Raw genomic sequence first — 26,197 nt, forward strand, 5'->3', positions numbered from 1 at the left:
ATGCCTGCGTTAAACCGACAGGAATTGCTGGAAAATTTTCGTGCAATGATTGCCCGAGGCGAACCGATCATTGGCGGCGGAGCGGGCACCGGCCTCTCCGCCAAATGTGAAGAAGCGGGCGGCATCGACCTGATCGTTATTTATAACTCAGGGCGTTATCGTATGGCGGGCAGAGGCTCTTTAGCAGGGCTGTTGGCCTACGGCAACGCGAATGAAATCGTGGTCGATATGGCAAAAGAGGTGTTGCCGGTAGTGAAAAAAACACCGGTACTGGCGGGCGTAAACGGCACCGACCCTTTCTGCCATTTTGATAAGTTTCTGGACGATTTGAAGGCGCTGGGTTTTTCCGGCGTACAAAACTTCCCAACGGTAGGCCTGATAGACGGTAATTTCCGCGCAAATCTGGAAGAGACCGGTATGGGCTACGGACTGGAAGTTGAGATGATCCGTCTGGCGCATCAGAAAGATATGCTCACCACGCCCTACGTTTTTAGCGAGCAGGATGCGGTTGCAATGACCGAGGCGGGCGCAGATATTATCGTGCCGCATATGGGATTAACCACTGGCGGAAATATCGGCGCAGAAACCGCGCTGAAGCTGGAGGATTGCGTTCCGCTGATCACGGCCTGGGCCGAGGCGGCAAAAGCGGTGCGGGAAGATATTATTGTGCTGTGTCACGGTGGACCGATTTCTACCCCGGAAGATGCGCAATATATTATGGATAACTGCCCACTGTGCGACGGTTTTTATGGCGCCAGTTCGATGGAGCGGTTACCAACAGAAGTGGCTTTAACTAATACAACTAAGCAGTTTAAAAGTATTCAGCGTTAATTTTTAGCGCCAACATCAGGGTTTTATTCAGAAACGTCAGGCGGGTATTCCGCTTACGCAACAGTAAAAGGGCAGCCGGGTGATGGGCTGCCCTTTTTTAATATTACCATTGCACATTAAAACCCAGCGTCAGGGTATCCGTCCGGTAGTTGTCGGGTTTATATAACGGCAGACCCGCCAACGCAAAACTGATGCTGCCATTGCGGCAAATCAAGGATGAAATGCGGTCACTTTACCGGCGTTCGTAAAGTGGGCGCTTCCTTCCGCCTCGAATTTATCGCTGGCTTCCATTTCACCTGCGTTAAAAATTCCCTTGGCCTGTATAGCAGCAATATTGCGACCACTAACCGGGGCGTGGTTATTGAAGTTGTCGCTGCTTGTAATATTGATGCTTTTTTAGTCAGTAGGTTGTTATAGTTATTAACCGGAAAAGATAAAAAAGCCAGCACTTGAGGCTGGCTTCTTTAAAGTTAAAAGCGGTTGTAGCTGCGCTGAGCATGGCTGACTTTATACAGATAGCGGCGTGACTCAGCGGACGGGTGGCGGGTCGTCAGGGTTTTGTAGACGTCATCTGGCGACAGGGCGTTGATTTGCGCAAAGGCCCGATCTTTATCGCTGGAGAAGACGCGCAGAACGCTGCCTGCGCCGCCGTTATAGGCGGTAATTACCGCATAGCGGCGTGATACCGGATTAGCAATACCCGCCAGATAGTTGCTTTGCAAAATCGACAGATAGGCAGTGCCGGTATCAATATTATTTTCCGGATCGAACAGATAACTACGGCTTGGCTTGCCCCATTTACCTTTCATTCTGAACACGTCAACTCCGGCAGAATGCTGAACCACCTGCATCAGACCCAGCGCGTCGGCATGGCTGACCGCATACGGGTTAAAACTGGATTCGATTTGCATAATCGCCAGGATCAGAGACGCATCCACATTATATTTTTCCGCCGCCTTACGTACCATCGGCAGATATTTGTGCGCACGCTTGTCGAGGTGGTTAGGCACCATTGGAATGGTGACCGACCAGATCACATGCAGGCCGGAAACGCGGCGCTGAAGCTTGTTCTGGATCAGATAATCCGCGAAGCTGGCGGCGCGCCCCTGCCAGCGAATAGGCTGACCGGTATTATCCAGTACCTGACCATACAGCAGCGGCTCTTTGCTGAGCTGCACATCATTGGCATCAGAATAGAGATCGACATTGCCGGGATCTTCACCAATCAGCAAGGTGGTGATAATCGCCTGACGCAGACTGACTGTCGGATCGGTACCTGAGATGGTCTCAATGGTAATCGAGCCCTTTTCGAAGTTGATATGGCTACGGGTGTAATAGTTATCGCTGTACTTAACGTAGTCTTTTGGTCCGGCTATCAGAACTTCGTTGATGCCCCAGATGTTCTCAATGTTATGAGCAAACTGGCCCATCAATATATCGAAGCCGTTGGTGTCTTTTACCCATTCCTCATGGAAGGTCTGTTTTTTACTTCCTGAGCAGGAAACCAGCAGCGGTGCTATCACTAGCAAGGCAAGAAATTTTTTTTTCATCGTATCTGCGCTGAACCCAAAACAGGGGCCTCAAATGAGGCCCAAAATGTTATTTCTCTGGTGGGGTATAACCTTCGATGTGCACATCTTTGCCTTCAAACAGGAAATTCACCATTTCCTTCTCCAGCACTTTGCGATCTTCCGGGTTCATCATGTTGAGTTTCTTTTCGTTAATCAACATGGTCTGCTTACTCATCCACTTTGACCAGGCCTCTTTCGAGATGTCATTGTAGATGCGTTTTCCCAGTTCGCCTGGGTAGAGCTGAAAATCTTGACCTTCAGCTTCGCGTTGCAGAAACGTACAGAAAATAGTGCGGCTCATTACTCTTCCTCTTCAGAAACGCGCATATGCAGCGATATTTGCTGGGGATGCCGCAATTCTTGCAGCAGGCGTTCGACCGGTGCGGCTAAACCCACGGCCGGTGGTTGCGCTAAGTTATACCAGAGACCCGCGTCTTCATCCATCACCGCGCCCGAGGATGGCAGTTCCAGCCACATTGGCACAATATCCAGATGGAAATGGCTAAAAGTATGGCGAAAAGCAGTTAGCTGCTGTAACGCGGCGCTGCGCATGCCGCGCGCGGTGAGCCAGGCGCGTAATTCCTCTTCGTTAGCGAACTGTGGAAAGCAAAACAGGCCGCCCCACAGGCCAACAGGCGGGCGCTGCTCCAGCCAGACTCCCTCGCCGCGCTGCATCAGCAGCATATAACCGGTGCGTTCCGGCAGCGTCTGCCGGGGCTTTTTGCCGGGGTAGCTGGCCCAGCTTCCCTCGGCATAAGCCATACAGCCGTTATTCAGCGGACAAATTTCACATTTGGGCTTTGAGCGCGTGCAAACCAGCGCGCCGAGATCCATCATCGCCTGATTAAACTCACTGACGCCAGCCGCAGGCGTGACCTCTTCCGCAATCTGCCACAGGCGTTTTTCCACCTCTTTCTTGCCCGGCCAGCCGCCCACCGTATAGCAGCGTGCCAGCACGCGCTTTACGTTGCCGTCCAGAATCGGATAGTGCTGGCCCAGCGCCAGCGAGACCACGGCGCCTGCGGTAGAGCGGCCTACGCCGGGCAGGGCTGCAACCTCATCAAAAGTTTCAGGGAAAATGCCCTGATGACGCTCGGCAATGGTCTGCGCCGCCTTATGTAAGTTGCGCGCACGGGCGTAATAACCAAGGCCGGTCCAGAGGTGAAGCACCTCATCCAGCGGCGCTGACGCCAGATCGTTGACCGTAGGAAAACGCGCCATAAAGCGTTCAAAATAGGGGATCACGGTGGCGACCTGGGTTTGTTGCAGCATGACTTCGGAGAGCCAAACCTTGTAAGGCGTTTTGGCCTGTTGCCACGGCAGGGTTTTACGTCCGAAGCGCTGATACCAGTCCAGCACCTGCTGCGCGAACTGTTGCGCTTGCATCATGAGAAGGAAAATTTCCGTTATTGCTCTACACTCAGGCAGGCATTCCAGCATAGACATTGCGCGGAGTAAACCGGAACTTTGCAAGTGCTTGCTTCTGTCCGGTAACTTTGCATAATGCCCGTTTTCCTGAATATGCAGACAGGCAGGCAACGACATGATTAATGACGTCATCACACCGGAATTTGATGAAAACGGGCGCCCTTTGCGTCGTATCCGCAGCTTTGTGCGTCGTCAGGGTCGCCTGACAAAAGGTCAACAGCAGGCGCTTGATACCTTATGGCCGGTTATGGGCGTAGAGTATCAGGCGGAGCCGGTGGATCTGGTGGCGTTATTTGGCCGGGAAGCGCCGGTGGTGCTGGAGATTGGCTTTGGCATGGGCGCATCGCTGGTAGCGATGGCCAGCGCAAACCCGGAACAAAATTTCCTTGGAATTGAGGTTCATGCGCCAGGCGTAGGGGCCTGTCTGGGATCGGCGCAGGAAGCAGAGCTTAAAAATCTGCGCGTAATGTGCCACGATGCGGTTGAAGTGCTGGAAAAGATGATCCCGGATAACGCATTGCGCATGGTGCAGCTGTTTTTCCCCGATCCCTGGCATAAAGCGCGCCATAACAAACGCCGCATTGTGCAGGTTCCGTTTGCCGAGTTGGTATTACGTAAACTGAAGCTGGGTGGCGTATTTCATATGGCCACCGACTGGCAGGAATACGCTGAGCACATGCTGGAAGTGATGAGCAGCGTAGAGGGATATCAGAACCAGTCCGCCACCAGTGATTATGTGCCGCGTCCGGAAACGCGACCATTGACGAAATTTGAGCAGCGCGGGCAGCGACTGGGCCACGGCGTATGGGATTTAATGTTTGAGAGGATTAAATAATGGCAATACAGCGTAGCCGCCGTTTACGTAAAAAGCTGCATATTGACGAGTTTCAGGAATTGGGCTTTTCTGTTGCCTGGACGTTTCCGCAGGGTACTGCGGTAGAAGAGATCGATACGACCGTTGATGCCTTTATTCATGAAGTCATTGAGCCTAACGGACTGGCGTTTGACGGCAGCGGTTATCTGCAATGGGAAGGTCTGGTATGCCTGCAGAAAATCGGTAAATGTACCGATGAGCATCGTGAACAGGTTCGTCAGTGGCTGGAAGCGCGCAATATGGAAGGTGTAAAAGTCACTGAACTGTTTGATGTCTGGTGGGACTAAAAGCTAAGCCAACGCGCATACTGGCAATTCAGGCGCGTTAAGTGAGCGCCTGAAGCGGGCAGGCCGCGCTGAAAACGCGCCTGGCCAATGACAGCATCTGTTTCACAGGCGCACGGGAAATGAGTCCTATAACGAACCCAGGAGTCTTTATGATGCGTAAAGCGCTGACGGGCGTACTTTTGCTGGCTGCGGTGCAGGCGCACGCAGCTTATGAATGCCCGGTGAAGCCGCAGGATGATGTGGTTATCACGCCGCAGTCGGTACAGGTAGTGGGCGCCAGCGGTAATCTGGTGATCTCTCCGGTGGGCGATCTGCAATACAACGGCAAGCAGATTCAGCCAGATACGGCGACACGTCAGAAAGCAGTGGATTATCAGGCGGCGCTGCGTCGTGATTTGCCGTGGGTGGATCAGGGCGCATCGAAGCGGCTGGAGAAAGGCCGCGTGGCACTGGATAAGGTAGTTGTGGAGAAACTTGGAGCCAGCAGCAACGTGCGCAAGCGGCTTACCACGCTGGATGAGCAGCTGAAGCAGCAGATGAACCGTATTATTGAGCATCGCAGCGACGGCTTAACCTTCCACCATCAGGCTATCGATCAGGTTCGTGCTGACGGGGAGCGTCTGGTGCAAAGCAGCTTAGGCGGCGTCGTGCAGGACAGCCTGAACGAGATGGGCACAAAACAGGCCAGCCAGAGCGATAATCCGTTGCAGGCGATTATGGGTAATCTGGGCGGCTTGCAGCAGGCGATTCAGGCAGAATGGAGTAACCAGGAGCAGGATTTCCAGAACTTCGGTCGTGAAGTCTGTAATCGCGTAACCGCCCTGGAAAACCAACGGAAAGCGGTGTTAGCCGGAATTAAATAGTAAAATGCCCTGACGGCCTCAGAGGGCTGGCAGGGCGCTTATCGTAAGCTCGCCCTAACTTTAGTTAAAAGGTAAAAGGTACTTTATATTTATATAACCTTTTGTATCTCCTAACTTATTTTCTTTTTGATCATCATATATTGTAGCGTAAATCCATTTCTCATTAATGGTTTTGATTTTTACCAGCCGGTCTCTGATAGTAAAGGTTTTAACGTAATCGGCATTATCGTTAGGCTCTAAAAGGAAGTAACCCTTTTTATATTCTGGATTTAGATAATAAGAGGTAAGAAAAGGTCTGGCACCATTATATCCACAGCGCCCCATCTCTTCATAAGCAGTTGTGTCAGAAGCTTTTGCTGAAAAGTCAGGGATAAAATCCAATAAAATCGCCATATAGTTCTCAGTGCTACATTCAATATAATGCTCTGGATTTTTAAGAAAAACGGTTCCTTTTTGATTAACGAACCACTCTTTATGTAATAAGAAATTATCAGGGATTACCTTGAAATTTCGAATTACAAATTCAATAGCTTTTCTTTGATTTTTTAGGCGGATATCAAACACCTTGCCCCAGGAAGAAGAAGTTTCGGCCGGGAAAAAGCGCAAGGCTAATTCCGGTTCATTTACCGTACCTTCCCCGTTCCACTCTGCTTTCCAGTAAGCCTGTAAAATACCTTCACTGCTCAATTCCTGCGCCTGGATTATGGGGGAGAACAATAAAAATAACAAAAGGGTAAATTTTTTCATGTTATTTCCTTCCGCCTTTATCTGTTTCCATCTACATAGTGGGATGTGATAATTACTTTGAAATTATTGATTCCCTTAGACAACATAAAAGATTTTATACGATCATATACCGTTTTACTGACTTCAACACGATCAAAAAGCTTTACACGGCCAGGCAATAAGCAACCTTCAGTATCTGAAGGTTCGTTACCTGGGTGGATAAGTATCCAGCGGCTTAGCGGTACCTGTGCATTATAAAGTTGAGGAAGAGGGCTGTGCTTAGAAAATTTATTACTGGTGTGCCAAACGAGGCTGTAACTTCCTTCTGGGATTCTTTTGTTTAAATCCGCAGTAATCGTATCAGGTCCGGGACATTCCAAAAAATAACCTCTAATGTCTGTGCCAGGGATACTGAATTCGCTAATGGTAGATAACGTGGTTTGCCATTTTCGCTGAACGAATATCGTGTACGTCATAGCCATAACCTCCTTGTTATGTAAAGTCCGTATCTCTTTAAGTAGTCAGCCGGAACTTTATAAATACAATGTCCAGAATGCTGTCAGGATGGGTTAAACGCCATAGCATTTTGTGAAATAAGTTATTAACCAGAAGGAAAATATTACAGGGAGAAATAAATAATACATTATCAAGATCTTACACTGAGACATAACCCGCTGAAATTATCGATGTTGTTTATCTGAACGAGGAACTCAGGGCCGTTTTAATCGTGATTCGCTGTTTTAAAATTAACAGGAAAGGGGATATTGCCGGGCTTTGCAATGATAAGAAAATCATTCCTGTCTGATAGCAATAGTCAGGTGTCAGAGGAAATAAAAAAGCTCAATGTGCCTGCTAAATAGATCAGCCAGTCACAATGAGCTTTGCGCTTTAATTAAAAAGATTATTCCGCCAGGAACAGTTCCAGCAACGAATTAAGGAACAGCTTGCCTTTCTCCGTTACCTGCCAAAATTGTGGCGTTTCCGTCAGGTAGCCTTTCTCCAGCGCACTATTCAGCTGCGGTCGAATAATGGTTTCATCCAGACCGGTATAACGTGTAAAGTCGCCGCGCGGCGCTGGCTCCAGCAGGCGGAAACGGTTCATAAAAAACTCAAAGGGCTTATCTTCGTCCGCCACCTCATACTGCTTATCCAGGTAATCTCCTGACATAAAGCCGCGTGGATGGCGCGTTTTTATGGTACGCACGATCCGGCCATCCGGCTGCGTTAGCTTGCCGTGCGCGCCGCAGCCAATCCCCAAATAGTCACCGAACCGCCAGTAGTTCAGGTTATGTTCGCAACGATAGCCAGGTTTGGCGTAGGCCGACGTTTCATACTGCTCATAGCCCGCCGCCGTCAGCAGCTGATGGCCCTGCTCAAAAATATCCCACAGCGCGTCATCATTAGGCAGCACTGGCGGACGCGAGGCAAACAGCGTATTCGGCTCAATCGTCAGCTGATACCAGGAAAGGTGCGGCGGATTAAGCGCAATCGCCTGACGCAGATCGTCCAGCGCCTCGGTTAGCGATTGATCGGGCAGACCGTGCATCAAATCAAGGTTAAAACTACGCAGCCCAAGGCCGGCAGCCAGGTGAGCCGCGCGCTTTGCCTCTTCCGGGCCATGAATGCGACCAAGACGCTGTAGCTTAAGCGGACTAAAGCTCTGTACGCCGATGGAAATACGGTTTACACCAGCCGCCTGATAAGCGCTGAAACGATCGGCTTCCACCGTACCGGGATTCGCTTCCATGGTAATTTCTGCCCCGGCAGCCAGCGGCAGACGCGCCCGCACGCCGTCCAGCAGCAGCTGCATGGCGTGACTGCTTAACAGACTGGGCGTACCGCCGCCGATAAAGATCGTGGCCACTTCACGTCCGTGGGTTAACGGCAGGTCGCGATCCAGATCGGCCAGCAGGTGATTAACATATTCCTCATGCGGCACTTCGCCTTTTAAGGCGTGCGAGTTGAAATCACAGTAGGGACATTTCTGCACGCACCAGGGAATATGAATATAGAGGCTGAGCGGTGGAAGATTAGCCATTACGCATCGCTTCCAGCAGCAGAGTCAGCGCCTGGCCGCGATGAGAAACCGCGTGCTTTTCCGCTTTGCTCAGCTCAGCTGCGGTTTTGCCCAGCTCAGGGACATAAAAAATCGGATCGTAGCCAAAACCGCCAATGCCCGCCGGCGTGCGGATAATTTCCCCGCGCCAGCTACCGTGGCACACCAGCGGTGTCGGATCGGTTGCATGACGCAGATAAACCAGCACGCAGTGAAACTGCGCCTGACGCTGGCCTTCCGGGGTATCCTGCAACGCATCCAGCAGCTTCTCCAGATTTTGCCGATCGCTGGCCGCCTCGCCGGCGTAGCGCGCCGAATAGATCCCAGGCGCGCCACCGAGCGCATCTACCGCCAGACCTGAGTCATCGGCAATGGCTGGCAGGCCGGTTACCTGGGCGGCATGGCGCGCTTTCAGAATGGCGTTTTCAATAAAGGTTAAGCCGGTTTCCTCTGCGGGCTCTACGCCCAGATCGGTTTGCGCCACAATATTCAGGCCAAAATCAGCCAGCATATCGGCCAGTTCACGCACTTTACCCGGGTTACCGGTGGCGAGGACAACTTTTTGCATATCAGTTCCAGAAACGTTTACGGCGATAACAACAATTACAGCTGCGCCCAGCCAGGGATGAAATCCATGCCCAGGAAGTTCAGCATATAGAGGATCAAAATGACCACCATGGCGGAGAAGTCGATACCGCCCATTGCCGGCAGGAAGCGACGCACAGGTGCCATCAGCGGTTCGGTCAGCTGAATCAGTACATAATCCACCGGATTACGACCCTGACTTATCCAGCTCATTAGCGAACGGACGATAATTACCCAGAATACCAGGACGCCAGCCGCTTTCACCAGCGAGACCAAACCGAAATAGAGGAACACCGGATCGAACAGGAAAACGCTGCTCTGAAGCGCGAAAACCAGGGTAAACATCAGCACGCTAAGCACATAGGCCAGCAGCAGCGATGCGGTATCCAACGGACCGACAGAAGGGATAACGCGGCGTAGCGGCTTGATTACCGGCTGGGTAATTTTGACTACAAACTGGGAGAACGGGTTATAAAAATCGCATCTTGCCCACTGCATCCAGATGCGCAGCAACAACACTTTCACGTACAGATTAATCAGCGTCGTTACCAGGAAAGTCAACGTCAGCATGAGGTTCCTCAATTATTGTTGTGGGGGAGTGGTGCCGTAATCACGCGCACCGAAAATAGCGGTGCCGATACGAACCATGGTACTGCCTGCCGCAATCGCGGCCTCCATATCGTCGCTCATTCCCAGAGAAAGTGTATCGACGGATGGATAATGCTGTTTCAGCGAGGCCAGCGCATCCGCCATCTTCTGACAGACCGCCAGCTGACGCTGGTAATCTTTTTCCGGCGCCGGAATCGCCATCAGTCCGCGCAACCGCAAATGCGGCAGCGCTGCAACTGCCTGTGCCAGTTCCGGCAGCGCCTCAAGCATAATGCCCGATTTACTGTTTTCGTCACTGATATTTACCTGAATTAACACATTCAGCGGCGGCAGATGTGGCGGACGTTGATCGTTCAGGCGCGTAGCGATACGTAAGCGATCCACCGTATGACACCAGGCGAAATTCTCCGCCACCAGACGGCTCTTATTGGATTGCAGCGGACCGATAAAGTGCCATTCAGGGTCACTGTGGGCTAACGCCTGAATTTTATCCACGCCTTCCTGAACGTAATTCTCACCAAAGGCAAGCTGTCCTGCCTGCAGGGCTTCTGCGACAGCGCTCGCAGGTTTGGTTTTACTGACGGCAAGCAGCGTAATTTCTTGTGGATCGCGGCCGCAACGCGACGCCGCCGCGGCGATACGCTGGCGAACTTCCTGTAAGTTGTGCTGAATAGAAGTCATAGTCAGGAGAAAATCATGGATGTGGAAGAAATCGTGGCCCTTAGTGTAAAGCATAATGCTGCCGATCTGCATCTTTGTAGTGGACATTTGCCGCGCTGGCGTCTGGATGGCGTGCTGCAACCCATCCCCGATCAGCCGCCAACCTGTACTGCAATGCTGGAGGCGCTGCGTGAGCGCTGGCTGGATGCTGATCAGCAGGCCAGCCTGACGCAGAACGGAGACATTGATTTTGCGATAACCACCTACAGCGGGCAGCGCCTGCGCGCGAATCTATTCCAGCAGCGGCAGGGTATATCGCTGGCGTTGCGTGTGATTAGTAGCCGCTGTCCAGCGCTGGAGGCGCTGCGGCTGCCTGCCAGCGTTCCGGCGCTGCTGGAGCAGCAGGATGGCCTGATCCTGATTACCGGTGCCACCGGCAGCGGCAAGTCAACCACGCTGGCCTCAATGGTAGATGCCTTAAATCAGCAGGCGGCTCGCCACATTATTACGCTTGAAGATCCCATTGAGTTTATTCACCTTAGTCACCGGTCGCTGATTCAGCAGCGGCAGATCGGTCAGCATTGCAGCAGCTTTCAGCAGGGATTACGGGCGGCGCTGCGCGAAGATCCCGATGTGATTCTGTTGGGAGAGCTGCGCGATCTGGAGACAATTCGCCTGGCGCTGACGGCGGCGGAAACCGGGCATCTGGTGCTGGCGACGCTGCATACGCGCAATGCGGCGCAGGCGGTGGATCGCCTGATAGATGTTTTTCCGGCTGAGCAGAAAAACCTGGTGCGCAGTCAACTGGCGTCCAGCCTGAAGGCGGTGGTCGCCCAACGACTGGTAGTGGCGAAAGAGGGAGGGCGCGTTGGGCTGTATGAAGTGTTAATCAATACGCCGGCGATCGCCAACCTGATCCGTGAGGGGAAAACCCATCAGATAGCAGGCCTGCTGCAAACCGGGATGCAGTCAGGTATGCAGACCTTCGAACAGAGCCTGCTACAGCGGCAGCAACAGGGGCTGACTGTCAGACCGGATAGTTCTCAAACCAGCTTTCCAGGATGATCACCGCCGAAAGCGAATCGACGCTGCCTTTCGTGAGCGCTTTATAGCCGCCACGAGCAAACAGATCGGCGCGTGCCTCAACGGTACTGAGCCGCTCATCATGTAAAACAACCTGCACGCCAAAACGGCCATGCAGCCGGTTAGCAAACTTACGCGCCCTGGCGGTCAGTGGTTGTTCGGTGCCGTCCATATTAAGCGGCAGGCCGACCACTACCTGCTGCGGCTGCCATTCCTGTAACAGTCGTTCGATCTGTTCCCAGTTGGGCACGCCATCCTGCGCTTTCAGGGCGGTTAAAGGGCGCGCGGTGCCGGTAAGAGGCTGGCCTACCGCGACGCCGATGCTTTTGGTGCCAAAATCAAACGCCAGAAGTGTCATGTTACTCATCAGGCGTGACCTGCCTCGCTGGTGATGTTGTGTATATCTATGCCGATGCTTTTTGCCGCTTCACGCCAGCGATCAGCGATTGGCGTCTGGAACAGAATATTGCTGTTAGCAGGGGTGGTAAGCCAGGCATTTTCCAGCAGTTCGCCTTCCAGCTGATCTTTCTCCCAGGCGCAGTAGCCCAACGCCACCAGCACCTGCTCCGGCTGTTCCGGCGTTCCAAGAGATTCCAGAACATCGCGCGAGGTGGTTATGACGGTATTATCGGAGATACGGATACTGGAGGCGAAAGTACGCTGGGCAGAATGCAAAATAAAGCCGCGATCTTCAGCCAGCGGGCCGCCGGAGAACACCGGCTTATCCAGTTTAACCTGCGGATCGCGCGGTGAGGGCGCAATTTTTAACTTAGTGAGGATGCCTTCAACCGTCAGGTTCTCCATCGGCTTATTGATAATTAATCCCATGGCGCCGTCCTGATTATGCTCGCAGATATACACCACCGAACGTTTAAACAGCGGATCCTGGAGGGCGGGCATCGCAATCAAAAAATGGTGCTGTAAATTCATTCTCACTCGTCTGAATACGGGTTAACGGCGAACGGCAGGCCATTAACGGGTTGAAGACGGGGCTACTGCCCCGTTCAAATTTATGCCAGGCGCTTCTCGATGGCATCCATCAACATACCGGTGATGGAGACCGGGAAGGCGGCTTCGATTTCACGAATGCAGGTTGGACTGGTTACGTTAATCTCGGTCAGCTTGTCACCGATAATATCCAGCCCAACAAAGATCAGGCCTTTTTGCTTCAGCGTGGGGCCAACGCGACGCGCGATTTCCCAATCGCTTTCGCTCAGCGGGCGCGCTTCACCGCGTCCACCGGCGGCCAGATTGCCACGCGTTTCACCCGACTGAGGAATACGCGCCAGGCAATAAGGAACGGGTTCGCCATCCACCACCAGCACGCGCTTATCACCTTCTTTGATCGCTGGCAGATAATTTTGCGCCATGCAGAAGAAGCTGCCGTGATTGGTCAGCGTCTCCAGAATCACCGCAAGGTTTGGATCGTCCTGTTTCACACGGAAAATGGAAGAGCCACCCATGCCGTCCAGCGGCTTCAGGATAATATCGCCATGCTGCTGCCAGAACTCACGGATCCGCTTCGCATCGCGTGTGACCAGCGTATCGGGCGTTAACTCGGCAAACCAGGCGGTAAACAGCTTTTCATTACAGTCGCGCAGGCTCTGCGGTTTGTTAACGATCAGCACGCCCTGTTCTTCCGCACGCTCCAGCATATAGGTGGCGTAGATAAATTCTGTGTCGAAAGGCGGATCTTTACGCATCAAAATCACATTCAGCTCAGCCAGCGCAATATCCTGCTCGCTGCCAAATTCGAACCACTTATCGTAGTTCTGCTCAACGCTTAGTTGACGGGTACGCGCACGCGCCTCACCGCCGCGTAAATAGAGATCGTTCATCTCCATATAGTGAATTTCGTAACCGCGGCGCTGTGCTTCCAGCAGCATTGCAAAGCTGGAGTCTTTTTTAATATTGATCGTCGTAATAGGATCCATGACGATGCCAAGCTTAATCATTCTTCTCTCCTCGATCGGGCGGTCGGTATGCCGCTTGCCGCAGGTTGGCATAAATTCTTTTTACAGGCTTAACGCAATGGGCCGCTTATTCAGCTTAACCCAGATCGCCAAACCTGACCTGGAGTGCCGTAATTGCAGTGAGCGCGGTAGTCTCGGTGCGCAGCACGCGTGGTCCAAGCAAAATATCGGTAAAACCATGTTGGCCGGTCATCGCGATCTCCTCAGCGGTTAATCCGCCTTCCGGGCCAATCAGCAGGCGAACCCGCTCCACCGGCTGCGGCAGCGTATTAATGCTGTGTTGCGCTCGCGGATGCAGATTCAGCTTCATTGCGTCATCCTGCTCGGCGCACCAGGTTTCCAGCGACATCGCTTCACGGACCTCAGGCACCACATTGCGTCCGCACTGCTCGCAGGCGGCCACGGCGATTTTTTGCCATTGCTGAATCTTTTTGGCCTGCCGCTCGGCGTCCAGCTTTACGCCGCAGCGCTCAGAAAACAAGGGGGTAATAACATTAACGCCCAGTTCAATCGACTTCTGAATGGTAAATTCCATTTTTTCACCACGCGACATCACCTGTCCCAGGTGCAGATGAAGAGGCGACTCGCGGCTATCCATGCGGCTTTGCGTGACTTTGACCGTTACGCTGCGCTTATCGGCGCGTAAAATTTCAGCGTCAAAAACCAGATTACTGCCATCAAACAGTTCCAGCGCCTGGCCGCTGCCCATACGCAGCACCCGGCCAACATGATTGGCGGCATCTTCGCTTAGCGCGATTTCATGACCCACCGTCAGGGATTCGGGATGATAAATGCGGGGTTTTCGCATGATATTCCTGATCATAACAGACCGCGCAGGCGCACGGCATAAAGTACCTTCGCATAACAGACGCAGAGCCTGCCATGCGGTTATGTAAAGTTTAGGGCAGCGCTTTTAACGCTGACAAGCGCGCTCAACGTAAGGGTTGTGGTTTCCCTGAATTTTTGCGATGCGTTTATCACGTTCGCATTCCCAGGGCGTTACCGGATACTGCTTATCCCATACCTGCATCAGCTGAGTTTGCTGACGGGAAAGGCGCAGCTGGTAACGATCGCGCATATAAAAATAAGTTCGGGCGATAACGCCACGCGCCCGGGCCGGTGGCTCTGCCAGCTTATTTTTAAAATCTATTTTCATTTCGCACTGGCCATACTGCTGTTCGCTGCCGTTCCACTGGCTGTACATGAAGTTGCCACGGTCGCCATTCACTTCGCCAATTGCCGGCTGCAGGTTATGTAAATCAGATTCTATCTGACGATAGCCTTCATCTTTGCTGCAATTTTTACGACCGCCGTCCTGCCAGCACTGGCGCTGGTGGCCGAATTGCCAGGCGGGAACCACATGTTCCCATTCGATGCGGCTGGCGCGGTTGGCGTTTTTACGCACCTGATAGCCGCACGAGGCCAGATCGGGCACGCCTTTTTTCCCTTCCCAGTTAATCTTACAGCCGCAGTAGAAAGAGCCTGGCGCATCGGCATTGATTTGCACAGCGACTTTCTTCGCCTGCTGAAAATTATTCTGATGATAAGTATTTCCGCTCAGGCTGTGCGCGGCTAAAGGCGCAAGCAGAACAGAAAAGGCAACGGTAAACAAAAATTTGCGAGACATATTCCATTTTTCAGCTGATGAAAAAGAGCGCGCAGCGTACCAGATTGCGTCGTCTGTCGGAATGCTAAAGGGCCGATCGGAGGGAAATGCGCATTAATCAGGCGGCTTAGTCACCTGATGCCGGGTAATGGCCAGGCTGAAGCAGATCGCCGCACTGAACGCAGCGGTACTCTGTTTCACCGCGCATAACACGGTTATGGCGGCGCACCGTGAGATGATGTTGCTGACAGCGACAGTGCCAGGGAAAGGTTTTACCGCGCACGGAGGCAACTTCAAACTGATGCGTGCGGCGCGCCGGAACGTCCAGAATGGTTTCCATCATCCATTTCCACTCTTTGCCATGTGGCGCGACGCGGCCAAAGTGACGCCATACCAGCAAGTGCGCCAGCTCATGCGGCACCACCTCTTCAATAAACGCCTGCTGGTTTTCCAGCAGCAGCACGGGATTCAGGCGGATCTCCCAGCTTTGCAGCCAGGCGGTGCCGGCTGCCGTACCGCGCTGCTGATACACCAGAGTGGGCTCAGGGTAATTGCGCGCCAGGCGCTGATTGGCCTGCTGCAGTTTCTCACGCAGCGCACGCATAACGGCCTGCTGCAGGGGAATAGGAAGGCGAATGGGTTTCATAGCGGCAAAGAATACGGCGCGTAAAGCAAGAAAACAATGGGGCGCGGGTAGCGATTGAGCAGAGGCAGAGGATAAAAAAAACCGGGGCGGCAAAGGCGGCCCCGGCTGTTGCAGATAGCAGGGTTACTCTTGCGAACCAATATCGCGCAGTTTTTTACCCGACATCAGGTTGCGTTCGATATGCTCCAGAGAGATGTTTTTCGTTTCCGGGATCAGCATTACCGTCAGGATGATAAACAGAATATTCAGGCCCGCGTATACCCAGAAGGTATTGGCGTTGCCCAGCGTATTCAGCATCGTCAGGAAGGTTGCGCCGACGATCATATTCGCAATCCAGTTGGTGGTTGTGGAAACGGTAATCCCGAAATCGCGCCCTTTCAGCGGCTGAATTTCCGAGCAGAGTACCCAAATCAGCGGACCGGCGCTCATCGCAAAGCCGATAATAAACATCAGCAGCATGGCAACGGCAAAATATTGCGCGCCCGGCGATTCGATACCCATATGCAGCATGGTGCCAAGGATACCCATACCAACCGCCATGACCAGGAAGCCCAGCGTCAGCGTGGGTTTACGGCCCCAGCGATCCACCAGACCGATAGCGATAAAGGTTGCCAGCACGTTGACCAGGCCAACAATTACCGTGCCCCACATCTGCTCGGTCGTGTTGCTGAAGCCCGCGATTTCAAAGATTTTCGGCGCGTAATACATGATGACGTTCATGCCGGTGAACTGCTGCATAACCTGCAACAGCACGCCCAGGTATACCGCGCGACGGAAGTTGCTGTTCTCGCGGAACAGGCTCCAGCCGGTCTGCTTGATCTTCAGGCTTTCGCGGATCTCATCCAGCTCACGCTTTGCCTGCTCGCTGGTGTCACGCAGGCGATCCAGCACGCGTTGCGCATCGCGGAAGTGGCCTTTTGCCGCCAGCCAGCGTGGACTGTTCGGCAGGAAACAGACGCCAACAAGCAACAGAACGGCAGGAATGGTAATAATGCCCAGCATCCAGCGCCAGTTACCGGTATAGCTAAAGGCGGTATCAGAAAGATAAGCGCCCAAAATACCGATGGTGATCATCAGCTGATACAGAGAAATCATGCTGCCGCGAATTTTTTCCGGCGCGATTTCTGACAGGTAAAGCGGCGCGGTATAGGAGGCAACGCCCACGGCCAGACCAAGTACCACGCGTGCGGCGATCAGCATCTCCGGGTTCGGCGCCATGGCCGACCAGAGAGAACCGATAACAAACAGGATCGCACCGGCCATCAGGCTTTTTTTACGGCCCAGGCGGGAAGACATCCAGCCGCTACCGATCGCGCCGATCGCTGCGCCAAACATCATTGAGCTAACGATCCACTCCTGTTGATGGCTGGTAACATTAAAATCTTTAGCGATAAAGGGTAGGGCACCGGCGATAACGCCAATATCCAGGCCAAACAGCAGGCCAGCAAGTGCAGCAAGAAAGCAGACGAATAAGGTCATCATCTTATTCGAGGTTCTGCTTTTGTGGGTATTACCAGGCATATTGCCTCCGAATAGTATCCATCGTTGTAGTTATCAATGTTAGGAAACCTGAGCCGGGCGAAAAGTGAGACGGATCACAGAGGTGTAATCGGTTACACACGCCGGAACCCTGAAAACCAGCATTTATCACCAGGCTCTGGTTACATAACCAGTAAGGTATAGCACCTGTTAAGTTTCTGACAGTCCGGTGTTAATGCGCCATCAGACGACGCTGAAAATAACGCATTTTCTGACAAAATACATCCGCGATTAAATCCTAAATAACCGAAATATAAGGCCTTTCGATTTGTAAGCGTTATCATGCCAGCGGTATATACAGGCAACAAAAAGTGTAGCTGGGGAAAAAAAACATGAGGAATAAAAAAGGGAGCAATGAATGCTCCCTTTTTATACAGACGCCACCGATGAAAACGGCAGCGTGAAAGGATTACAGACCAGCCGCGTCGCGCAGCTGTTGTGCTTTATCGGTTTTTTCCCACGGGAAATGCTCGCGACCAAAGTGGCCGTAAGCTGCCGTTTCGCGATAGATCGGCTGCAGCAGATCCAGCATCTGAATCAGGCCATACGGACGCAGGTCGAAGAATTCACGTACCAGCAGAGTCAGCTGCTCGGTAGAGACTTTCTCGGTGCCGAAGGTTTCAACCATGATAGACGTTGGTTCAGCTACGCCGATAGCGTAGGAAACCTGAATTTCACAGCGATCGGCCAGGCCGGCAGCCACAATATTTTTTGCCACATAGCGCGCCGCATAAGCCGCTGAACGGTCAACCTTAGAGGGATCTTTACCAGAGAACGCGCCGCCGCCGTGACGAGCCATGCCGCCGTAGGTATCAACGATGATCTTACGACCCGTCAGGCCGCAGTCGCCCATTGGGCCGCCGATAACGAAGCGTCCGGTTGGGTTGATAAAGAATTTGGTGGTAGAGCTCAGCCATTCCGTCGGCAGGACCGGCTTGATGATCTCTTCCATCACCGCTTCTTGCAGGTCGGCCTGAGAAATATCTTCTGCATGCTGCGTGGAGAGCACAACGGCATCGATACCGACAATTTTGCCGCCATCGTACTGGAAGGTTACCTGGCTTTTTGCATCCGGACGCAGCCACGGCAGGCTGCCGTTTTTACGTACTTCAGACTGACGCTGTACCAGACGGTGAGCATAAGTCACCGGCGCAGGCATCAGCACATCGGTTTCATTGGTGGCATAGCCAAACATCAGGCCCTGATCGCCCGCGCCCTGTTCCAGCGGATCGATGCGGTCAACGCCCTGATTGATATCGGGCGACTGTTTGCCGATAGCACTCAGAACGGCACAGGAGTTAGCATCAAAGCCCATATCGGAGTGAACATAGCCAATATCACGCACGGTTTGACGAGTGATCTCTTCGATATCAACCCAGGCGCTGGTGGTGATTTCACCACCCACCAGGACCATACCGGTTTTCACATACGTTTCGCAAGCCACGCGAGCTTTCGGATCCTGAGCGAGGATCGCATCAAGAACGGCGTCCGAAATTTGGTCGGCAATTTTATCAGGATGTCCCTCGGATACGGACTCTGAGGTAAAAAGGTGTTTAGCCATTTAATTCTTTACCTTACTAAAACGGTTTAATTAACAACTGCCCGGCGCAGGGAAAAGGCTTAGCCTGTTCCAGCGCCCCTTCAGGCAAAGCCGCGTGCAGCACAGAAGTTAACCAGTTTAGACGGATTAACATCTGGACGTCTATTTTAGGTTACTCTGTAAGCGAATTGCCAGCCCTTTTTTGTCGGGTGGTGCTTTCTGATTATCGGCAGCTGGCCCGATTTCCTGACAGCAACCACAGCTTACATAATTTGTTTTTGCAATTTGCCCGCGTGAGCGGTATAAAACGCGGCTGCTGTTTTCAGCGAAGATACAGGACGCTCAGCGCGTCTGGCCCGTCAGATGAGATATCTGATTTTCACCCTCAGGCCTATTTTCCACATGCCCGGCATGTGTGGAGGTGATACGAGTAATGAACCAGGTTTTCACCCTTTCTTCCGGTTCACTCCGCTGCACTGATGTGTATTCGTCTCTTTCCGTTTGCTCCTCCGCCAGCCTTTTCCGTCAAGGTTTTCTCTGTTTCGGTCATCATCACGACACGAGCGCAGGCTAACTTGCTACAGTTTGACTGGGTGCCTTCAGTTTTAGCTGAAGGTGAGCTGATGCTTTTTTATCCCGCAACACGGAGTTCAGCGACGTGTTTTACACTGAATCTATGACGCAGTGGGTTGAGGCGACCGTTCAGCATTTTATGCTGGCGATCTCGCCGGAAGGTGGCTTGTTCTGGCAGCGCCAAACTGCGATAGTTGTTAATTATTCTGCAACACTAATTAATGTTGAGGTTCGCAATGTCTGACGACATAAAGAATATCAAGGGTTCGTCAGCAGGCGAACAGGGTGAACTGCGCTCAATGCAGGAGGTGGCGATGAGCGATCAAGATGCGAGCAGAATGCTGCGCACCTATAACATTGCCTGGTGGGGCAACAACTATTATGACGTCAACGAGCTGGGGCATATTAGCGTCTGTCCCGATCCGGATATGCCGGAAGTGCGCGTAGACCTGGCCCGCCTGGTAAAAGAGCGTGAAGCTGACGGCCAGCGCCTGCCGGCGCTGTTCTGCTTTCCGCAGATCCTGCAACATCGTCTGCGCTCTATTAACGCTGCCTTTAAACGCGCGCGTGAGTCTTACGGCTATCAGGGCGACTACTTCCTGGTCTATCCGATCAAGGTGAACCAGCATAAGCGCGTGATCGAATCATTGATCCACTCCGGCGAGCCGCTGGGTCTGGAAGCGGGTTCGAAAGCGGAGCTGATGGCGGTACTGGCTCACGCCGGTATGACGCGCACGGTTATCGTTTGTAACGGCTATAAAGATCGTGAATATATCCGTCTGGCACTGATTGGCGAAAAAATGGGCCATAAAGTTTACCTGGTTATCGAAAAAATGACCGAGGTGAAACTGGTGCTGGAAGAAGCGGAACGCCTGAATCTGGTGCCGCGTTTGGGTATTCGCGCCCGTCTGGCCTCGCAGGGGTCCGGTAAATGGCAGTCCAGCGGCGGTGAAAAATCGAAGTTTGGTCTTTCCGCTTCGCAGGTGCTGCAGCTGGTGGATATTATGCGCAACGCCGGGCGTCTCGACAGCCTGCAGCTGCTGCATTTCCATCTCGGTTCGCAGATGGCCAATATCCGCGATATCGCTACCGGCGTACGTGAGTCCGCGCGTTTCTACGTGGAGCTGGCGAAGCTGGGCGTTAAGATCCAGTGTTTTGATGTCGGCGGCGGTCTGGGCGTTGACTATGAAGGTACGCGCTCGCAGTCAGACTGTTCCGTTAACTATGGCCTGAACGAATACGCCAACAACGTGATCTGGGCCATTGGCGACGCCTGTGAAGAGCATGGCTTGCCGCATCCGACGGTGATTACCGAGTCGGGCCGTGCGGTAACCGCGCATCACACCGTGCTGGTTTCCAACATTATCGGCGTTGAGCGCAGCGAGTTCAGCAAGCCATCGGCGCCGGAAGTGGATGCGCCGCGTCCGCTGCTGAGCATGTGGGAAACCTGGCAGGAGATGCACGAGCCGAATACGCGTCGTTCGTTGCGTGAATGGCTGCACGACAGCCAGATGGATCTGCATGATATCCATACCGGTTATTCGCAGGGCACCTACGATCTGTCGCAGCGCGCCTGGGCAGAACAGCTTTATCTGAGCATCTGCCACTATATTCAGCAGCATCTTGACCCCAGCAACCGCGCTCACCGTCCGATTATCGATGAGCTGCAGGAGCGTATGGCGGATAAGATTTACGTTAACTTCTCGCTGTTCCAGTCGATGCCGGATGCGTGGGGCATCGATCAGCTGTTCCCGGTGTTGCCGCTGGAAGGGCTGAATAAGAAGCCGGAGCGTCGCGCGGTACTGCTCGACATCACCTGTGATTCTGATGGCACCATCGATCACTACGTGGATGGCGATGGCATCGCTACCACCATGCCGATGCCGCAGTACGACGTGGATAACCCGCCGATGCTGGGCTTCTTTATGGTGGGCGCATACCAGGAGATCCTGGGCAATATGCATAACCTGTTTGGCGATACTGAAGCGGTTAACGTTTACGCTTTCGCCGACGGCAGCGTGGAAGTAGAGCTGTCGGATGAAGGGGATACCGTTGCGGATATGCTGGAATATGTCCAGTTGAACCCGCAGGAGCTGCTGGATCTGTTCCGCAATCAGGTTAAACAGACCGAGCTTGACGATGAACTGCGCGCGCAGTTCCTTGAAGAGTTTGAAGCGGGCCTCTACGGCTATACTTATTTAGAAGACGAATAAGCAGCGATGCGGCGGCGAGGGTCAAAAATGACATTGCCGCCAGCGTTTCGCGCGGCGATAATCGCCGTCAGTTATCTCATCAATCCCTTCCTCGTCGGGTTTAACGACGCGGAGGGGATTTTTTTCATCTGAACAACCATGTCGGCCGCGCCGTCATGAATAAAAGGAGTTGTTATGAATAACACCAACACCTTAGGTCATCAGTACGATAATTCCCTGGTTTCCAACGCCTTCGGCTTTTTGCGTTTGCCGTTGAATTTCCAGCCGTACGACAGCGATGCTGAATGGGTGATCACCGGCGTTCCTTTTGATGCCGCGACGTCTGGTCGTCCCGGCAGCCGCCTGGGCCCGGGCGCGATTCGCCAGATCTCCACTAACCTGGCATGGGAAGGCTGTCGCTGGCCGTGGGATTTCGATCTGCGCGAGCGTCTGAAGGTGATTGACTGCGGCGATCTGGTTTACGCTTTCGGTGATTCACAGGATCTGACCGACAAGCTGCAGGCGCATGCGGAAAAACTGCTGGCAAGCGGTAAGCGTATGCTCACTTTTGGCGGCGATCATTACATTACCCTGCCGCTGCTGCGCGCCCATGCAAAGCATTTCGGCAAGATGGCGCTGGTTCATTTTGATGCGCATACCGACACCTACTCCAACGGCCCGAAATTTGACCACGGCACCATGTTCCATCATGCGCCGAACGAAGGTCTGATCGATCCGCAGCGCTCGGTACAGATCGGTATTCGCACCGAGTTTGATAAAAATCTTGGTTATCAGGTGCTGGATGCGGCGCAGATTAACGATCGCGGCGTTGATGACATTCTGGTGCAGGTGAAGCAGATCGTCGGCGACATGCCGGTTTATCTGACTTTTGATATCGACTGCCTCGATCCGGCGCATGCGCCTGGCACCGGCACGCCGGTTATTGGCGGTTTGACCACCGATAAAGCGCTGAAGCTGGTTCGCGGTCTGCAGGGCCTGAATATTGTGGGGATGGATCTGGTAGAAGTGGCGCCGGGCTACGATCAGTCCGATCTGACTTCGCTGGCAGCGGCAACCATTGCGCTGGATATGCTGCACGTGCAGGCGGTGAATAAAGCTAATAAAGGTTAAACCTCTGACCGTCGCGACATTGTCAGGCGGCGGTCAGCGCTTTATTGCTTATCATGCACAAAGGAGGCGAAACGCCTCCTTTTTATGCCGCTGGCTAAAAAGAGATGGCGTAACGCCCCTGTGGGTTAACTTATTTAAGGCCGTCGGCAGCCATACGTTCACGGATATGCTGCGCGCGCGCCTCAGAAGCGGGATGGTCGTCAAACATCGAGCTCTGATGAGTGCCTTCCAGCTTCGCCAGCTTTTCAAAACTGGTAACCAGTCCGTTCGGATTGATGCCGCGTTTTTTCAGCAGGTCGTAAGAGTAATCATCCGCCTGAGATTCCTGGGTTTGCGAGAACTGCGCGCTAACCAGTTTCTGACCCAGTTCGCCGAGCTGTGATTGTGACAGCGAGGCCGCAATACCACCCATTGAGGCTGCAGCAGTGCGCGCCGCCGTGGTGGCGTAAGCGACCTGCATCGCTTTACGCGTATGGCCCAGCGCAACGTGACCCATCTCATGACCCAACACCGCTTCAACTTCGTTATCGGTCATCATATCCATCAGACCGCTATAAACGCGGATACAACCGTTGGCCATCGCCCAGGCGTTGACATCTTTGGTGAGATAAACCTTATAGTTGGCCGGCGTACCGTTAATGTTATTGCCCAGCGCGGCGGCGATCTTATCCAGACGTTTCTGGTAGGTGCTGCCTGGCTGAGCGATTTGCGCTTCGCTGTCCATCTGCTGGCATGACTGGTCGCTGAGCGTCTTAACCTGATCATTGCTGAGGGTAACGGCCTGGAAAGCCTGGGCGCCAGACTGCATCAGCGCGGAGCTGTCAATATTCTGACAGCCAGAAAGTAAAGTGGCGACCGACAGGGCCATCAAAGAAGCACGGATTTTCATTCCATTCATATCCCATAACAGTAACAAGCTAGTAAATATAATAAGTCCTGCATAAAACTACGCGTGGCGCTTTTTTCAGGAAGGCACCTTTATAGCGGTTTCAATATATAAAGCCCAGTAGACAACGCCGAAAGCGCGAAATGTCCCTGATATTTCGCATCTCACGCCATGTACTTCCACCCCGCTTTTCATGTACATTGTTTGGCGACTTTCCCTTGGCTTTGCCTGATAACTCATTAATTACAATAGGTTAAGGACGGCGAAGCAATAAATCCGACCTGGAGTAACACATGTCTTCTCGTAAAGAGCTTGCCAACGCCGTTCGCGCCTTGAGCATGGATGCAGTACAAAAAGCGAAATCTGGTCATCCGGGCGCCCCGATGGGCATGGCTGATATCGCCGAAGTGCTGTGGCGCGATTATCTGAACCATAATCCAACCAACCCTCTGTGGGCCGATCGCGATCGTTTCGTTCTTTCTAACGGTCACGGCTCGATGCTGATCTACAGCCTGCTGCACCTCACCGGTTACGATCTGCCAATCGACGAGCTGAAAAACTTCCGTCAGCTGCACTCTAAAACGCCGGGCCACCCGGAATATGGTTATACCGCAGGTGTGGAAACCACGACTGGACCGCTGGGGCAGGGGATTGCCAATGCGGTGGGTATGGCGATCGCTGAACGCACCATGGCGGCGCAGTTTAACCGTCCGAATCATGACATCGTTGATCACCATACTTATGTGTTTATGGGTGACGGCTGCATGATGGAAGGGATTTCCCATGAGGTTTGCTCGCTGGCCGGTACGCTGAAGCTGGGCAAGCTGGTGGCGTTTTACGATGACAACGGTATCTCTATCGATGGTCATATTGAAGGCTGGTTCAGCGACGATACCGCTGCCCGCTTCGAAGCCTACGGCTGGCACGTGGTGCGCGGCGTAGACGGCCACGATGCCGATGCGATCAAGAAAGCGATTGAAGAAGCGAAAGCGGTGAGCGATAAACCGTCGCTGCTGATGTGTAAAACCGTTATCGGCTTCGGCTCACCGAATAAAGCCGGTACGCATGATTCACACGGCGCGCCGCTGGGCGATGACGAGATCGTGCTGACCCGCAAACAGCTGGGCTGGGAACACGCGCCTTTTGTTATCCCTCAGGACATTTATGCGCAGTGGGATGCTAAAGAAGCAGGTCGGGTAAAAGAAGCCGCATGGCAGCAGAAATTTGATGCCTATGCGCAGGCTTATCCGGAGCTGGCTGCTGAGTTTACGCGTCGCATGAACAACGAGTTGCCGGCCAACTGGCAGGAAGAGTCGCAGAAATTTATCGAGCAGCTGCAGGCCAATCCGGCGAAAATCGCCAGCCGTAAAGCATCGCAGAATGCGATCGAAGCGTTCGGTAAACTGTTGCCGGAATACCTGGGCGGCTCTGCTGACCTGGCACCAAGCAACCTGACCATGTGGTCCGGCTCAAAAGGCATCAATGATGATGCGGCTGGTAACTATATCCACTACGGCGTACGTGAATTCGGCATGACCGCTATCGCTAACGGCATTGCGCTGCACGGTGGTTTCCTGCCTTACACTGCCACCTTCCTGATGTTCGTTGAGTATGCGCGTAACGCGGCGCGTATGGCTGCGCTGATGAAAATTCGTCAGGTGATGGTCTATACCCATGACTCTATCGGTCTGGGCGAAGATGGCCCGACTCACCAGCCGGTTGAGCAGATTGCCAGCCTGCGCGTCACGCCGAATATGAGCACCTGGCGTCCGTGCGATCAGGTTGAATCTGCCGTGGCGTGGAAATATGCCATTGAACGTCAGGATGGCCCGACAGCGCTGATTTTCTCCCGTCAGAATCTGGCACAGCAGTCACGTAGCCCTGAGCAGTTGGCAAACATTGCGCGCGGCGCCTACGTGCTGAAAGATTGCGAAGGCCAGCCGCAGCTGATCCTGATCGCAACCGGTTCAGAAGTTGAACTGGCGGTTGCTGCCTGGGATAAGCTGACTTCTGAAGGTTATCAGGTACGCGTGGTTTCTATGCCCTCTACCGATGCGTTCGATAAGCAGGATGAGGCTTACCGTGAATCAGTGCTGCCGAAAGCGGTTAGCGCGCGCGTAGCTATCGAAGCGGGTATTGCTGACTACTGGTATAAATATACCGGCCTGAACGGCGCGGTAATCGGCATGACCACCTTTGGTGAATCTGCCCCGGCGGAGAAGCTGTTCGAGCTGTTTGGCTTTACCGTTGAGAACGTGGTAGCAAAAGCGAAAGCGATTCTGTAAGAAAAAGGTTTGTCCGTTATGCGGACGAACCTGATATTTTCATGGCGCGCGGTTTAATAATCCGCGCGCCATTATTTATATGTTGTTTTATGCAGTAAAAATATCTTTTATGAAATTAGCCCCCCCATTGTCCAGCCCATTAATTTAGCAACTAATTACTTTCGTTAATAAATAGCGGAATTGCTGCAGCTAACCTTCTGGGCTTAAGAGTCTAACTGGCTGACGTAAAATCTATTCATTTAGTAGATGTTAT

General features: G+C 53.1%; 26 protein-coding genes. 8 read left to right on the forward strand and 18 right to left on the reverse strand.

What is annotated here, in order from left to right:
• On the forward strand, window positions 1-831 hold the full coding sequence (locus ACQE3Y_RS14820) for a phosphoenolpyruvate hydrolase family protein (protein WP_426973564.1): 831 nt from the start codon (window positions 1-3) through the stop codon (window positions 829-831).
• A 470-nt stretch (window positions 832-1,301) separates the two neighbouring features.
• Here the strand turns inward: ACQE3Y_RS14820 and mltC are convergent, their stop codons facing one another.
• The 3 genes from mltC to mutY are packed head-to-tail and all read right to left on the reverse strand — an operon-like array spanning window position 1,302 to window position 3,791.
• Window positions 1,302-2,381 (reverse strand): membrane-bound lytic murein transglycosylase MltC, encoded by a 1,080-nt coding sequence (mltC, locus tag ACQE3Y_RS14825; RefSeq protein ID WP_426973565.1) that lies wholly within the window; start codon window positions 2,379-2,381, stop codon window positions 1,302-1,304.
• Window positions 2,382-2,430: 49 nt separating this feature from the next.
• Window positions 2,431-2,703, reverse strand: a complete 273-nt coding sequence (locus ACQE3Y_RS14830) for an oxidative damage protection protein (RefSeq protein ID WP_085070177.1) — start codon at window positions 2,701-2,703, stop codon at window positions 2,431-2,433.
• Window positions 2,703-3,791, reverse strand: coding sequence for an A/G-specific adenine glycosylase (gene mutY / locus ACQE3Y_RS14835; RefSeq protein ID WP_426973567.1), 1,089 nt, complete (start codon window positions 3,789-3,791; stop codon window positions 2,703-2,705). Before mutY ends, ACQE3Y_RS14830 begins: the two co-directional genes overlap by 1 nt.
• Window positions 3,792-3,945: 154 nt before the next feature.
• On the opposite strand from mutY, the gene trmB reads away from it, so the two are divergent.
• The 3 genes from trmB to ACQE3Y_RS14850 all read left to right on the forward strand — a co-directional run bounded on the left by trmB (window position 3,946) and on the right by ACQE3Y_RS14850 (window position 5,854).
• Window positions 3,946-4,665 (forward strand): tRNA (guanosine(46)-N7)-methyltransferase TrmB, encoded by a 720-nt coding sequence (gene trmB, locus ACQE3Y_RS14840; RefSeq protein ID WP_426973568.1) that lies wholly within the window; start codon window positions 3,946-3,948, stop codon window positions 4,663-4,665.
• Window positions 4,665-4,991, forward strand: a complete 327-nt coding sequence (locus ACQE3Y_RS14845) for a YggL family protein (protein ID WP_250650839.1) — start codon at window positions 4,665-4,667, stop codon at window positions 4,989-4,991. Before trmB ends, ACQE3Y_RS14845 begins: the two co-directional genes overlap by 1 nt.
• A gap of 149 nt (window positions 4,992-5,140) precedes the next feature.
• Window positions 5,141-5,854, forward strand: coding sequence for a DUF2884 domain-containing protein (locus ACQE3Y_RS14850; RefSeq protein WP_426973569.1), 714 nt, complete (start codon window positions 5,141-5,143; stop codon window positions 5,852-5,854).
• Between the two features lie 60 nt (window positions 5,855-5,914).
• Here ACQE3Y_RS14850 and ACQE3Y_RS14855 read toward each other — a convergent pair whose 3' ends face one another.
• The 6 genes from ACQE3Y_RS14855 to ACQE3Y_RS14880 form a co-directional block, all read right to left on the reverse strand.
• Entirely contained in the window at window positions 5,915-6,601 is a 687-nt protein-coding gene (locus tag ACQE3Y_RS14855; protein WP_426981980.1) for a hypothetical protein, read from the reverse strand.
• Between the two features lie 17 nt (window positions 6,602-6,618).
• Entirely contained in the window at window positions 6,619-7,056 is a 438-nt protein-coding gene (locus tag ACQE3Y_RS14860) for a DUF5675 family protein (RefSeq protein WP_426981981.1), read from the reverse strand.
• 425 nt (window positions 7,057-7,481) lie between these two features.
• Complete coding sequence (hemW, locus tag ACQE3Y_RS14865; RefSeq protein ID WP_426981982.1) at window positions 7,482-8,618, reverse strand: radical SAM family heme chaperone HemW; 1,137 nt, start codon at window positions 8,616-8,618, stop codon at window positions 7,482-7,484.
• Window positions 8,611-9,204 (reverse strand): XTP/dITP diphosphatase, encoded by a 594-nt coding sequence (locus tag ACQE3Y_RS14870; protein WP_426981983.1) that lies wholly within the window; start codon window positions 9,202-9,204, stop codon window positions 8,611-8,613. The genes hemW and ACQE3Y_RS14870 overlap by 8 nt, the downstream gene beginning before the upstream one ends.
• 35 nt (window positions 9,205-9,239) lie before the next feature.
• Window positions 9,240-9,791 carry a YggT family protein gene (locus ACQE3Y_RS14875; protein ID WP_250650834.1) on the reverse strand — a complete coding sequence of 184 codons (552 nt, stop codon included), beginning with the start codon at window positions 9,789-9,791 and terminating at the stop codon, window positions 9,240-9,242.
• Between the two features lie 12 nt (window positions 9,792-9,803).
• A complete protein-coding gene (locus ACQE3Y_RS14880; protein ID WP_426981984.1) occupies window positions 9,804-10,511 on the reverse strand; it encodes a YggS family pyridoxal phosphate-dependent enzyme in 708 nt (235 codons plus the stop codon).
• Between the two features lie 15 nt (window positions 10,512-10,526).
• Between ACQE3Y_RS14880 and ACQE3Y_RS14885 the strand changes: the two genes are divergently transcribed.
• Window positions 10,527-11,555, forward strand: a complete 1,029-nt coding sequence (locus ACQE3Y_RS14885) for a type IV pilus twitching motility protein PilT (protein ID WP_426981985.1) — start codon at window positions 10,527-10,529, stop codon at window positions 11,553-11,555.
• On the opposite strand, the gene ruvX is transcribed toward ACQE3Y_RS14885, so the two are convergent.
• The 8 genes from ruvX to metK all read right to left on the reverse strand — a co-directional run bounded on the left by ruvX (window position 11,518) and on the right by metK (window position 18,898).
• Window positions 11,518-11,940 (reverse strand): Holliday junction resolvase RuvX, encoded by a 423-nt coding sequence (gene ruvX / locus ACQE3Y_RS14890; RefSeq protein ID WP_426981986.1) that lies wholly within the window; start codon window positions 11,938-11,940, stop codon window positions 11,518-11,520. The genes ACQE3Y_RS14885 and ruvX overlap by 38 nt on opposite strands.
• Window positions 11,940-12,503, reverse strand: a complete 564-nt coding sequence (locus ACQE3Y_RS14895) for a YqgE/AlgH family protein (protein WP_426973576.1) — start codon at window positions 12,501-12,503, stop codon at window positions 11,940-11,942. Before ACQE3Y_RS14895 ends, ruvX begins: the two co-directional genes overlap by 1 nt.
• Window positions 12,504-12,583: 80 nt before the next feature.
• Window positions 12,584-13,528, reverse strand: coding sequence for a glutathione synthase (gene gshB, locus ACQE3Y_RS14900; protein WP_426973578.1), 945 nt, complete (start codon window positions 13,526-13,528; stop codon window positions 12,584-12,586).
• A 94-nt stretch (window positions 13,529-13,622) separates the two neighbouring features.
• Window positions 13,623-14,354, reverse strand: a complete 732-nt coding sequence (gene rsmE / locus ACQE3Y_RS14905; protein WP_426973580.1) for a 16S rRNA (uracil(1498)-N(3))-methyltransferase — start codon at window positions 14,352-14,354, stop codon at window positions 13,623-13,625.
• A gap of 105 nt (window positions 14,355-14,459) precedes the next feature.
• Window positions 14,460-15,173 carry a deoxyribonuclease I gene (gene endA, locus ACQE3Y_RS14910; protein WP_426981987.1) on the reverse strand — a complete coding sequence of 238 codons (714 nt, stop codon included), beginning with the start codon at window positions 15,171-15,173 and terminating at the stop codon, window positions 14,460-14,462.
• Between the two features lie 106 nt (window positions 15,174-15,279).
• Window positions 15,280-15,798: a SprT family zinc-dependent metalloprotease gene (locus ACQE3Y_RS14915; protein WP_426981988.1), complete on the reverse strand. Its 519-nt coding sequence runs from the start codon at window positions 15,796-15,798 to the stop codon at window positions 15,280-15,282.
• A gap of 123 nt (window positions 15,799-15,921) precedes the next feature.
• Window positions 15,922-17,319 carry a sugar porter family MFS transporter gene (locus tag ACQE3Y_RS14920; RefSeq protein WP_426981989.1) on the reverse strand — a complete coding sequence of 466 codons (1,398 nt, stop codon included), beginning with the start codon at window positions 17,317-17,319 and terminating at the stop codon, window positions 15,922-15,924.
• 427 nt (window positions 17,320-17,746) lie between these two features.
• Window positions 17,747-18,898, reverse strand: a complete 1,152-nt coding sequence (gene metK / locus ACQE3Y_RS14925; RefSeq protein ID WP_085070212.1) for a methionine adenosyltransferase — start codon at window positions 18,896-18,898, stop codon at window positions 17,747-17,749.
• Window positions 18,899-19,686: 788 nt separating this feature from the next.
• Between metK and speA the strand changes: the two genes are divergently transcribed.
• The gene (gene speA / locus ACQE3Y_RS14930) at window positions 19,687-21,663 is read left to right on the forward strand and encodes a biosynthetic arginine decarboxylase (RefSeq protein ID WP_085070213.1); all 1,977 of its coding nucleotides are present in this window, start codon (window positions 19,687-19,689) and stop codon (window positions 21,661-21,663) included.
• A gap of 174 nt (window positions 21,664-21,837) precedes the next feature.
• Window positions 21,838-22,773, forward strand: a complete 936-nt coding sequence (speB, locus tag ACQE3Y_RS14935) for an agmatinase (protein WP_426981990.1) — start codon at window positions 21,838-21,840, stop codon at window positions 22,771-22,773.
• Between the two features lie 130 nt (window positions 22,774-22,903).
• Here speB and ACQE3Y_RS14940 read toward each other — a convergent pair whose 3' ends face one another.
• Entirely contained in the window at window positions 22,904-23,662 is a 759-nt protein-coding gene (locus ACQE3Y_RS14940; protein WP_085070216.1) for a M48 family metallopeptidase, read from the reverse strand.
• 290 nt (window positions 23,663-23,952) lie between these two features.
• Between ACQE3Y_RS14940 and tkt the strand changes: the two genes are divergently transcribed.
• On the forward strand, window positions 23,953-25,944 hold the full coding sequence (tkt, locus tag ACQE3Y_RS14945; RefSeq protein WP_426973586.1) for a transketolase: 1,992 nt from the start codon (window positions 23,953-23,955) through the stop codon (window positions 25,942-25,944).
• Window positions 25,945-26,197 lie beyond the last annotated feature (253 nt).

This window comes from Pantoea sp. FN0305 (genome assembly GCF_050113845.1).
Lineage (GTDB): Bacteria > Pseudomonadota > Gammaproteobacteria > Enterobacterales > Enterobacteriaceae > Mixta > Mixta alhagi.

What these genes read in the sequence shown, in the direction of transcription:
- ACQE3Y_RS14870 (WP_426981983.1), bottom strand. Translation starts at nt 9,204, where the DNA reads ATGCAAAAAGTTGTCCTCGCCACCGGTAACCCGGGTAAAGTGCGTGAA.
- mutY (WP_426973567.1), bottom strand. Translation starts at nt 3,791, where the DNA reads ATGATGCAAGCGCAACAGTTCGCGCAGCAGGTGCTGGACTGGTATCAG.
- ACQE3Y_RS14850 (WP_426973569.1), top strand. Translation starts at nt 5,141, where the DNA reads ATGATGCGTAAAGCGCTGACGGGCGTACTTTTGCTGGCTGCGGTGCAG.
- ACQE3Y_RS14830 (WP_085070177.1), bottom strand. Translation starts at nt 2,703, where the DNA reads ATGAGCCGCACTATTTTCTGTACGTTTCTGCAACGCGAAGCTGAAGGT.
- ACQE3Y_RS14845 (WP_250650839.1), top strand. Translation starts at nt 4,665, where the DNA reads ATGGCAATACAGCGTAGCCGCCGTTTACGTAAAAAGCTGCATATTGAC.
- ACQE3Y_RS14915 (WP_426981988.1), bottom strand. Translation starts at nt 15,798, where the DNA reads ATGAAACCCATTCGCCTTCCTATTCCCCTGCAGCAGGCCGTTATGCGT.
- speB (WP_426981990.1), top strand. Translation starts at nt 21,838, where the DNA reads ATGAATAACACCAACACCTTAGGTCATCAGTACGATAATTCCCTGGTT.
- ruvX (WP_426981986.1), bottom strand. Translation starts at nt 11,940, where the DNA reads ATGAGTAACATGACACTTCTGGCGTTTGATTTTGGCACCAAAAGCATC.
- gshB (WP_426973578.1), bottom strand. Translation starts at nt 13,528, where the DNA reads ATGATTAAGCTTGGCATCGTCATGGATCCTATTACGACGATCAATATT.
- trmB (WP_426973568.1), top strand. Translation starts at nt 3,946, where the DNA reads ATGATTAATGACGTCATCACACCGGAATTTGATGAAAACGGGCGCCCT.
- ACQE3Y_RS14895 (WP_426973576.1), bottom strand. Translation starts at nt 12,503, where the DNA reads ATGAATTTACAGCACCATTTTTTGATTGCGATGCCCGCCCTCCAGGAT.
- ACQE3Y_RS14880 (WP_426981984.1), bottom strand. Translation starts at nt 10,511, where the DNA reads ATGACTTCTATTCAGCACAACTTACAGGAAGTTCGCCAGCGTATCGCC.
- mltC (WP_426973565.1), bottom strand. Translation starts at nt 2,381, where the DNA reads ATGAAAAAAAAATTTCTTGCCTTGCTAGTGATAGCACCGCTGCTGGTT.
- endA (WP_426981987.1), bottom strand. Translation starts at nt 15,173, where the DNA reads ATGTCTCGCAAATTTTTGTTTACCGTTGCCTTTTCTGTTCTGCTTGCG.
- ACQE3Y_RS14875 (WP_250650834.1), bottom strand. Translation starts at nt 9,791, where the DNA reads ATGCTGACGTTGACTTTCCTGGTAACGACGCTGATTAATCTGTACGTG.
- ACQE3Y_RS14885 (WP_426981985.1), top strand. Translation starts at nt 10,527, where the DNA reads ATGGATGTGGAAGAAATCGTGGCCCTTAGTGTAAAGCATAATGCTGCC.
- ACQE3Y_RS14940 (WP_085070216.1), bottom strand. Translation starts at nt 23,662, where the DNA reads ATGAAAATCCGTGCTTCTTTGATGGCCCTGTCGGTCGCCACTTTACTT.
- speA (WP_085070213.1), top strand. Translation starts at nt 19,687, where the DNA reads ATGTCTGACGACATAAAGAATATCAAGGGTTCGTCAGCAGGCGAACAG.
- ACQE3Y_RS14860 (WP_426981981.1), bottom strand. Translation starts at nt 7,056, where the DNA reads ATGACGTACACGATATTCGTTCAGCGAAAATGGCAAACCACGTTATCT.
- metK (WP_085070212.1), bottom strand. Translation starts at nt 18,898, where the DNA reads ATGGCTAAACACCTTTTTACCTCAGAGTCCGTATCCGAGGGACATCCT.
- ACQE3Y_RS14920 (WP_426981989.1), bottom strand. Translation starts at nt 17,319, where the DNA reads ATGCCTGGTAATACCCACAAAAGCAGAACCTCGAATAAGATGATGACC.
- ACQE3Y_RS14855 (WP_426981980.1), bottom strand. Translation starts at nt 6,601, where the DNA reads ATGAAAAAATTTACCCTTTTGTTATTTTTATTGTTCTCCCCCATAATC.
- rsmE (WP_426973580.1), bottom strand. Translation starts at nt 14,354, where the DNA reads ATGCGAAAACCCCGCATTTATCATCCCGAATCCCTGACGGTGGGTCAT.
- ACQE3Y_RS14820 (WP_426973564.1), top strand. Translation starts at nt 1, where the DNA reads ATGCCTGCGTTAAACCGACAGGAATTGCTGGAAAATTTTCGTGCAATG.
- tkt (WP_426973586.1), top strand. Translation starts at nt 23,953, where the DNA reads ATGTCTTCTCGTAAAGAGCTTGCCAACGCCGTTCGCGCCTTGAGCATG.
- hemW (WP_426981982.1), bottom strand. Translation starts at nt 8,618, where the DNA reads ATGGCTAATCTTCCACCGCTCAGCCTCTATATTCATATTCCCTGGTGC.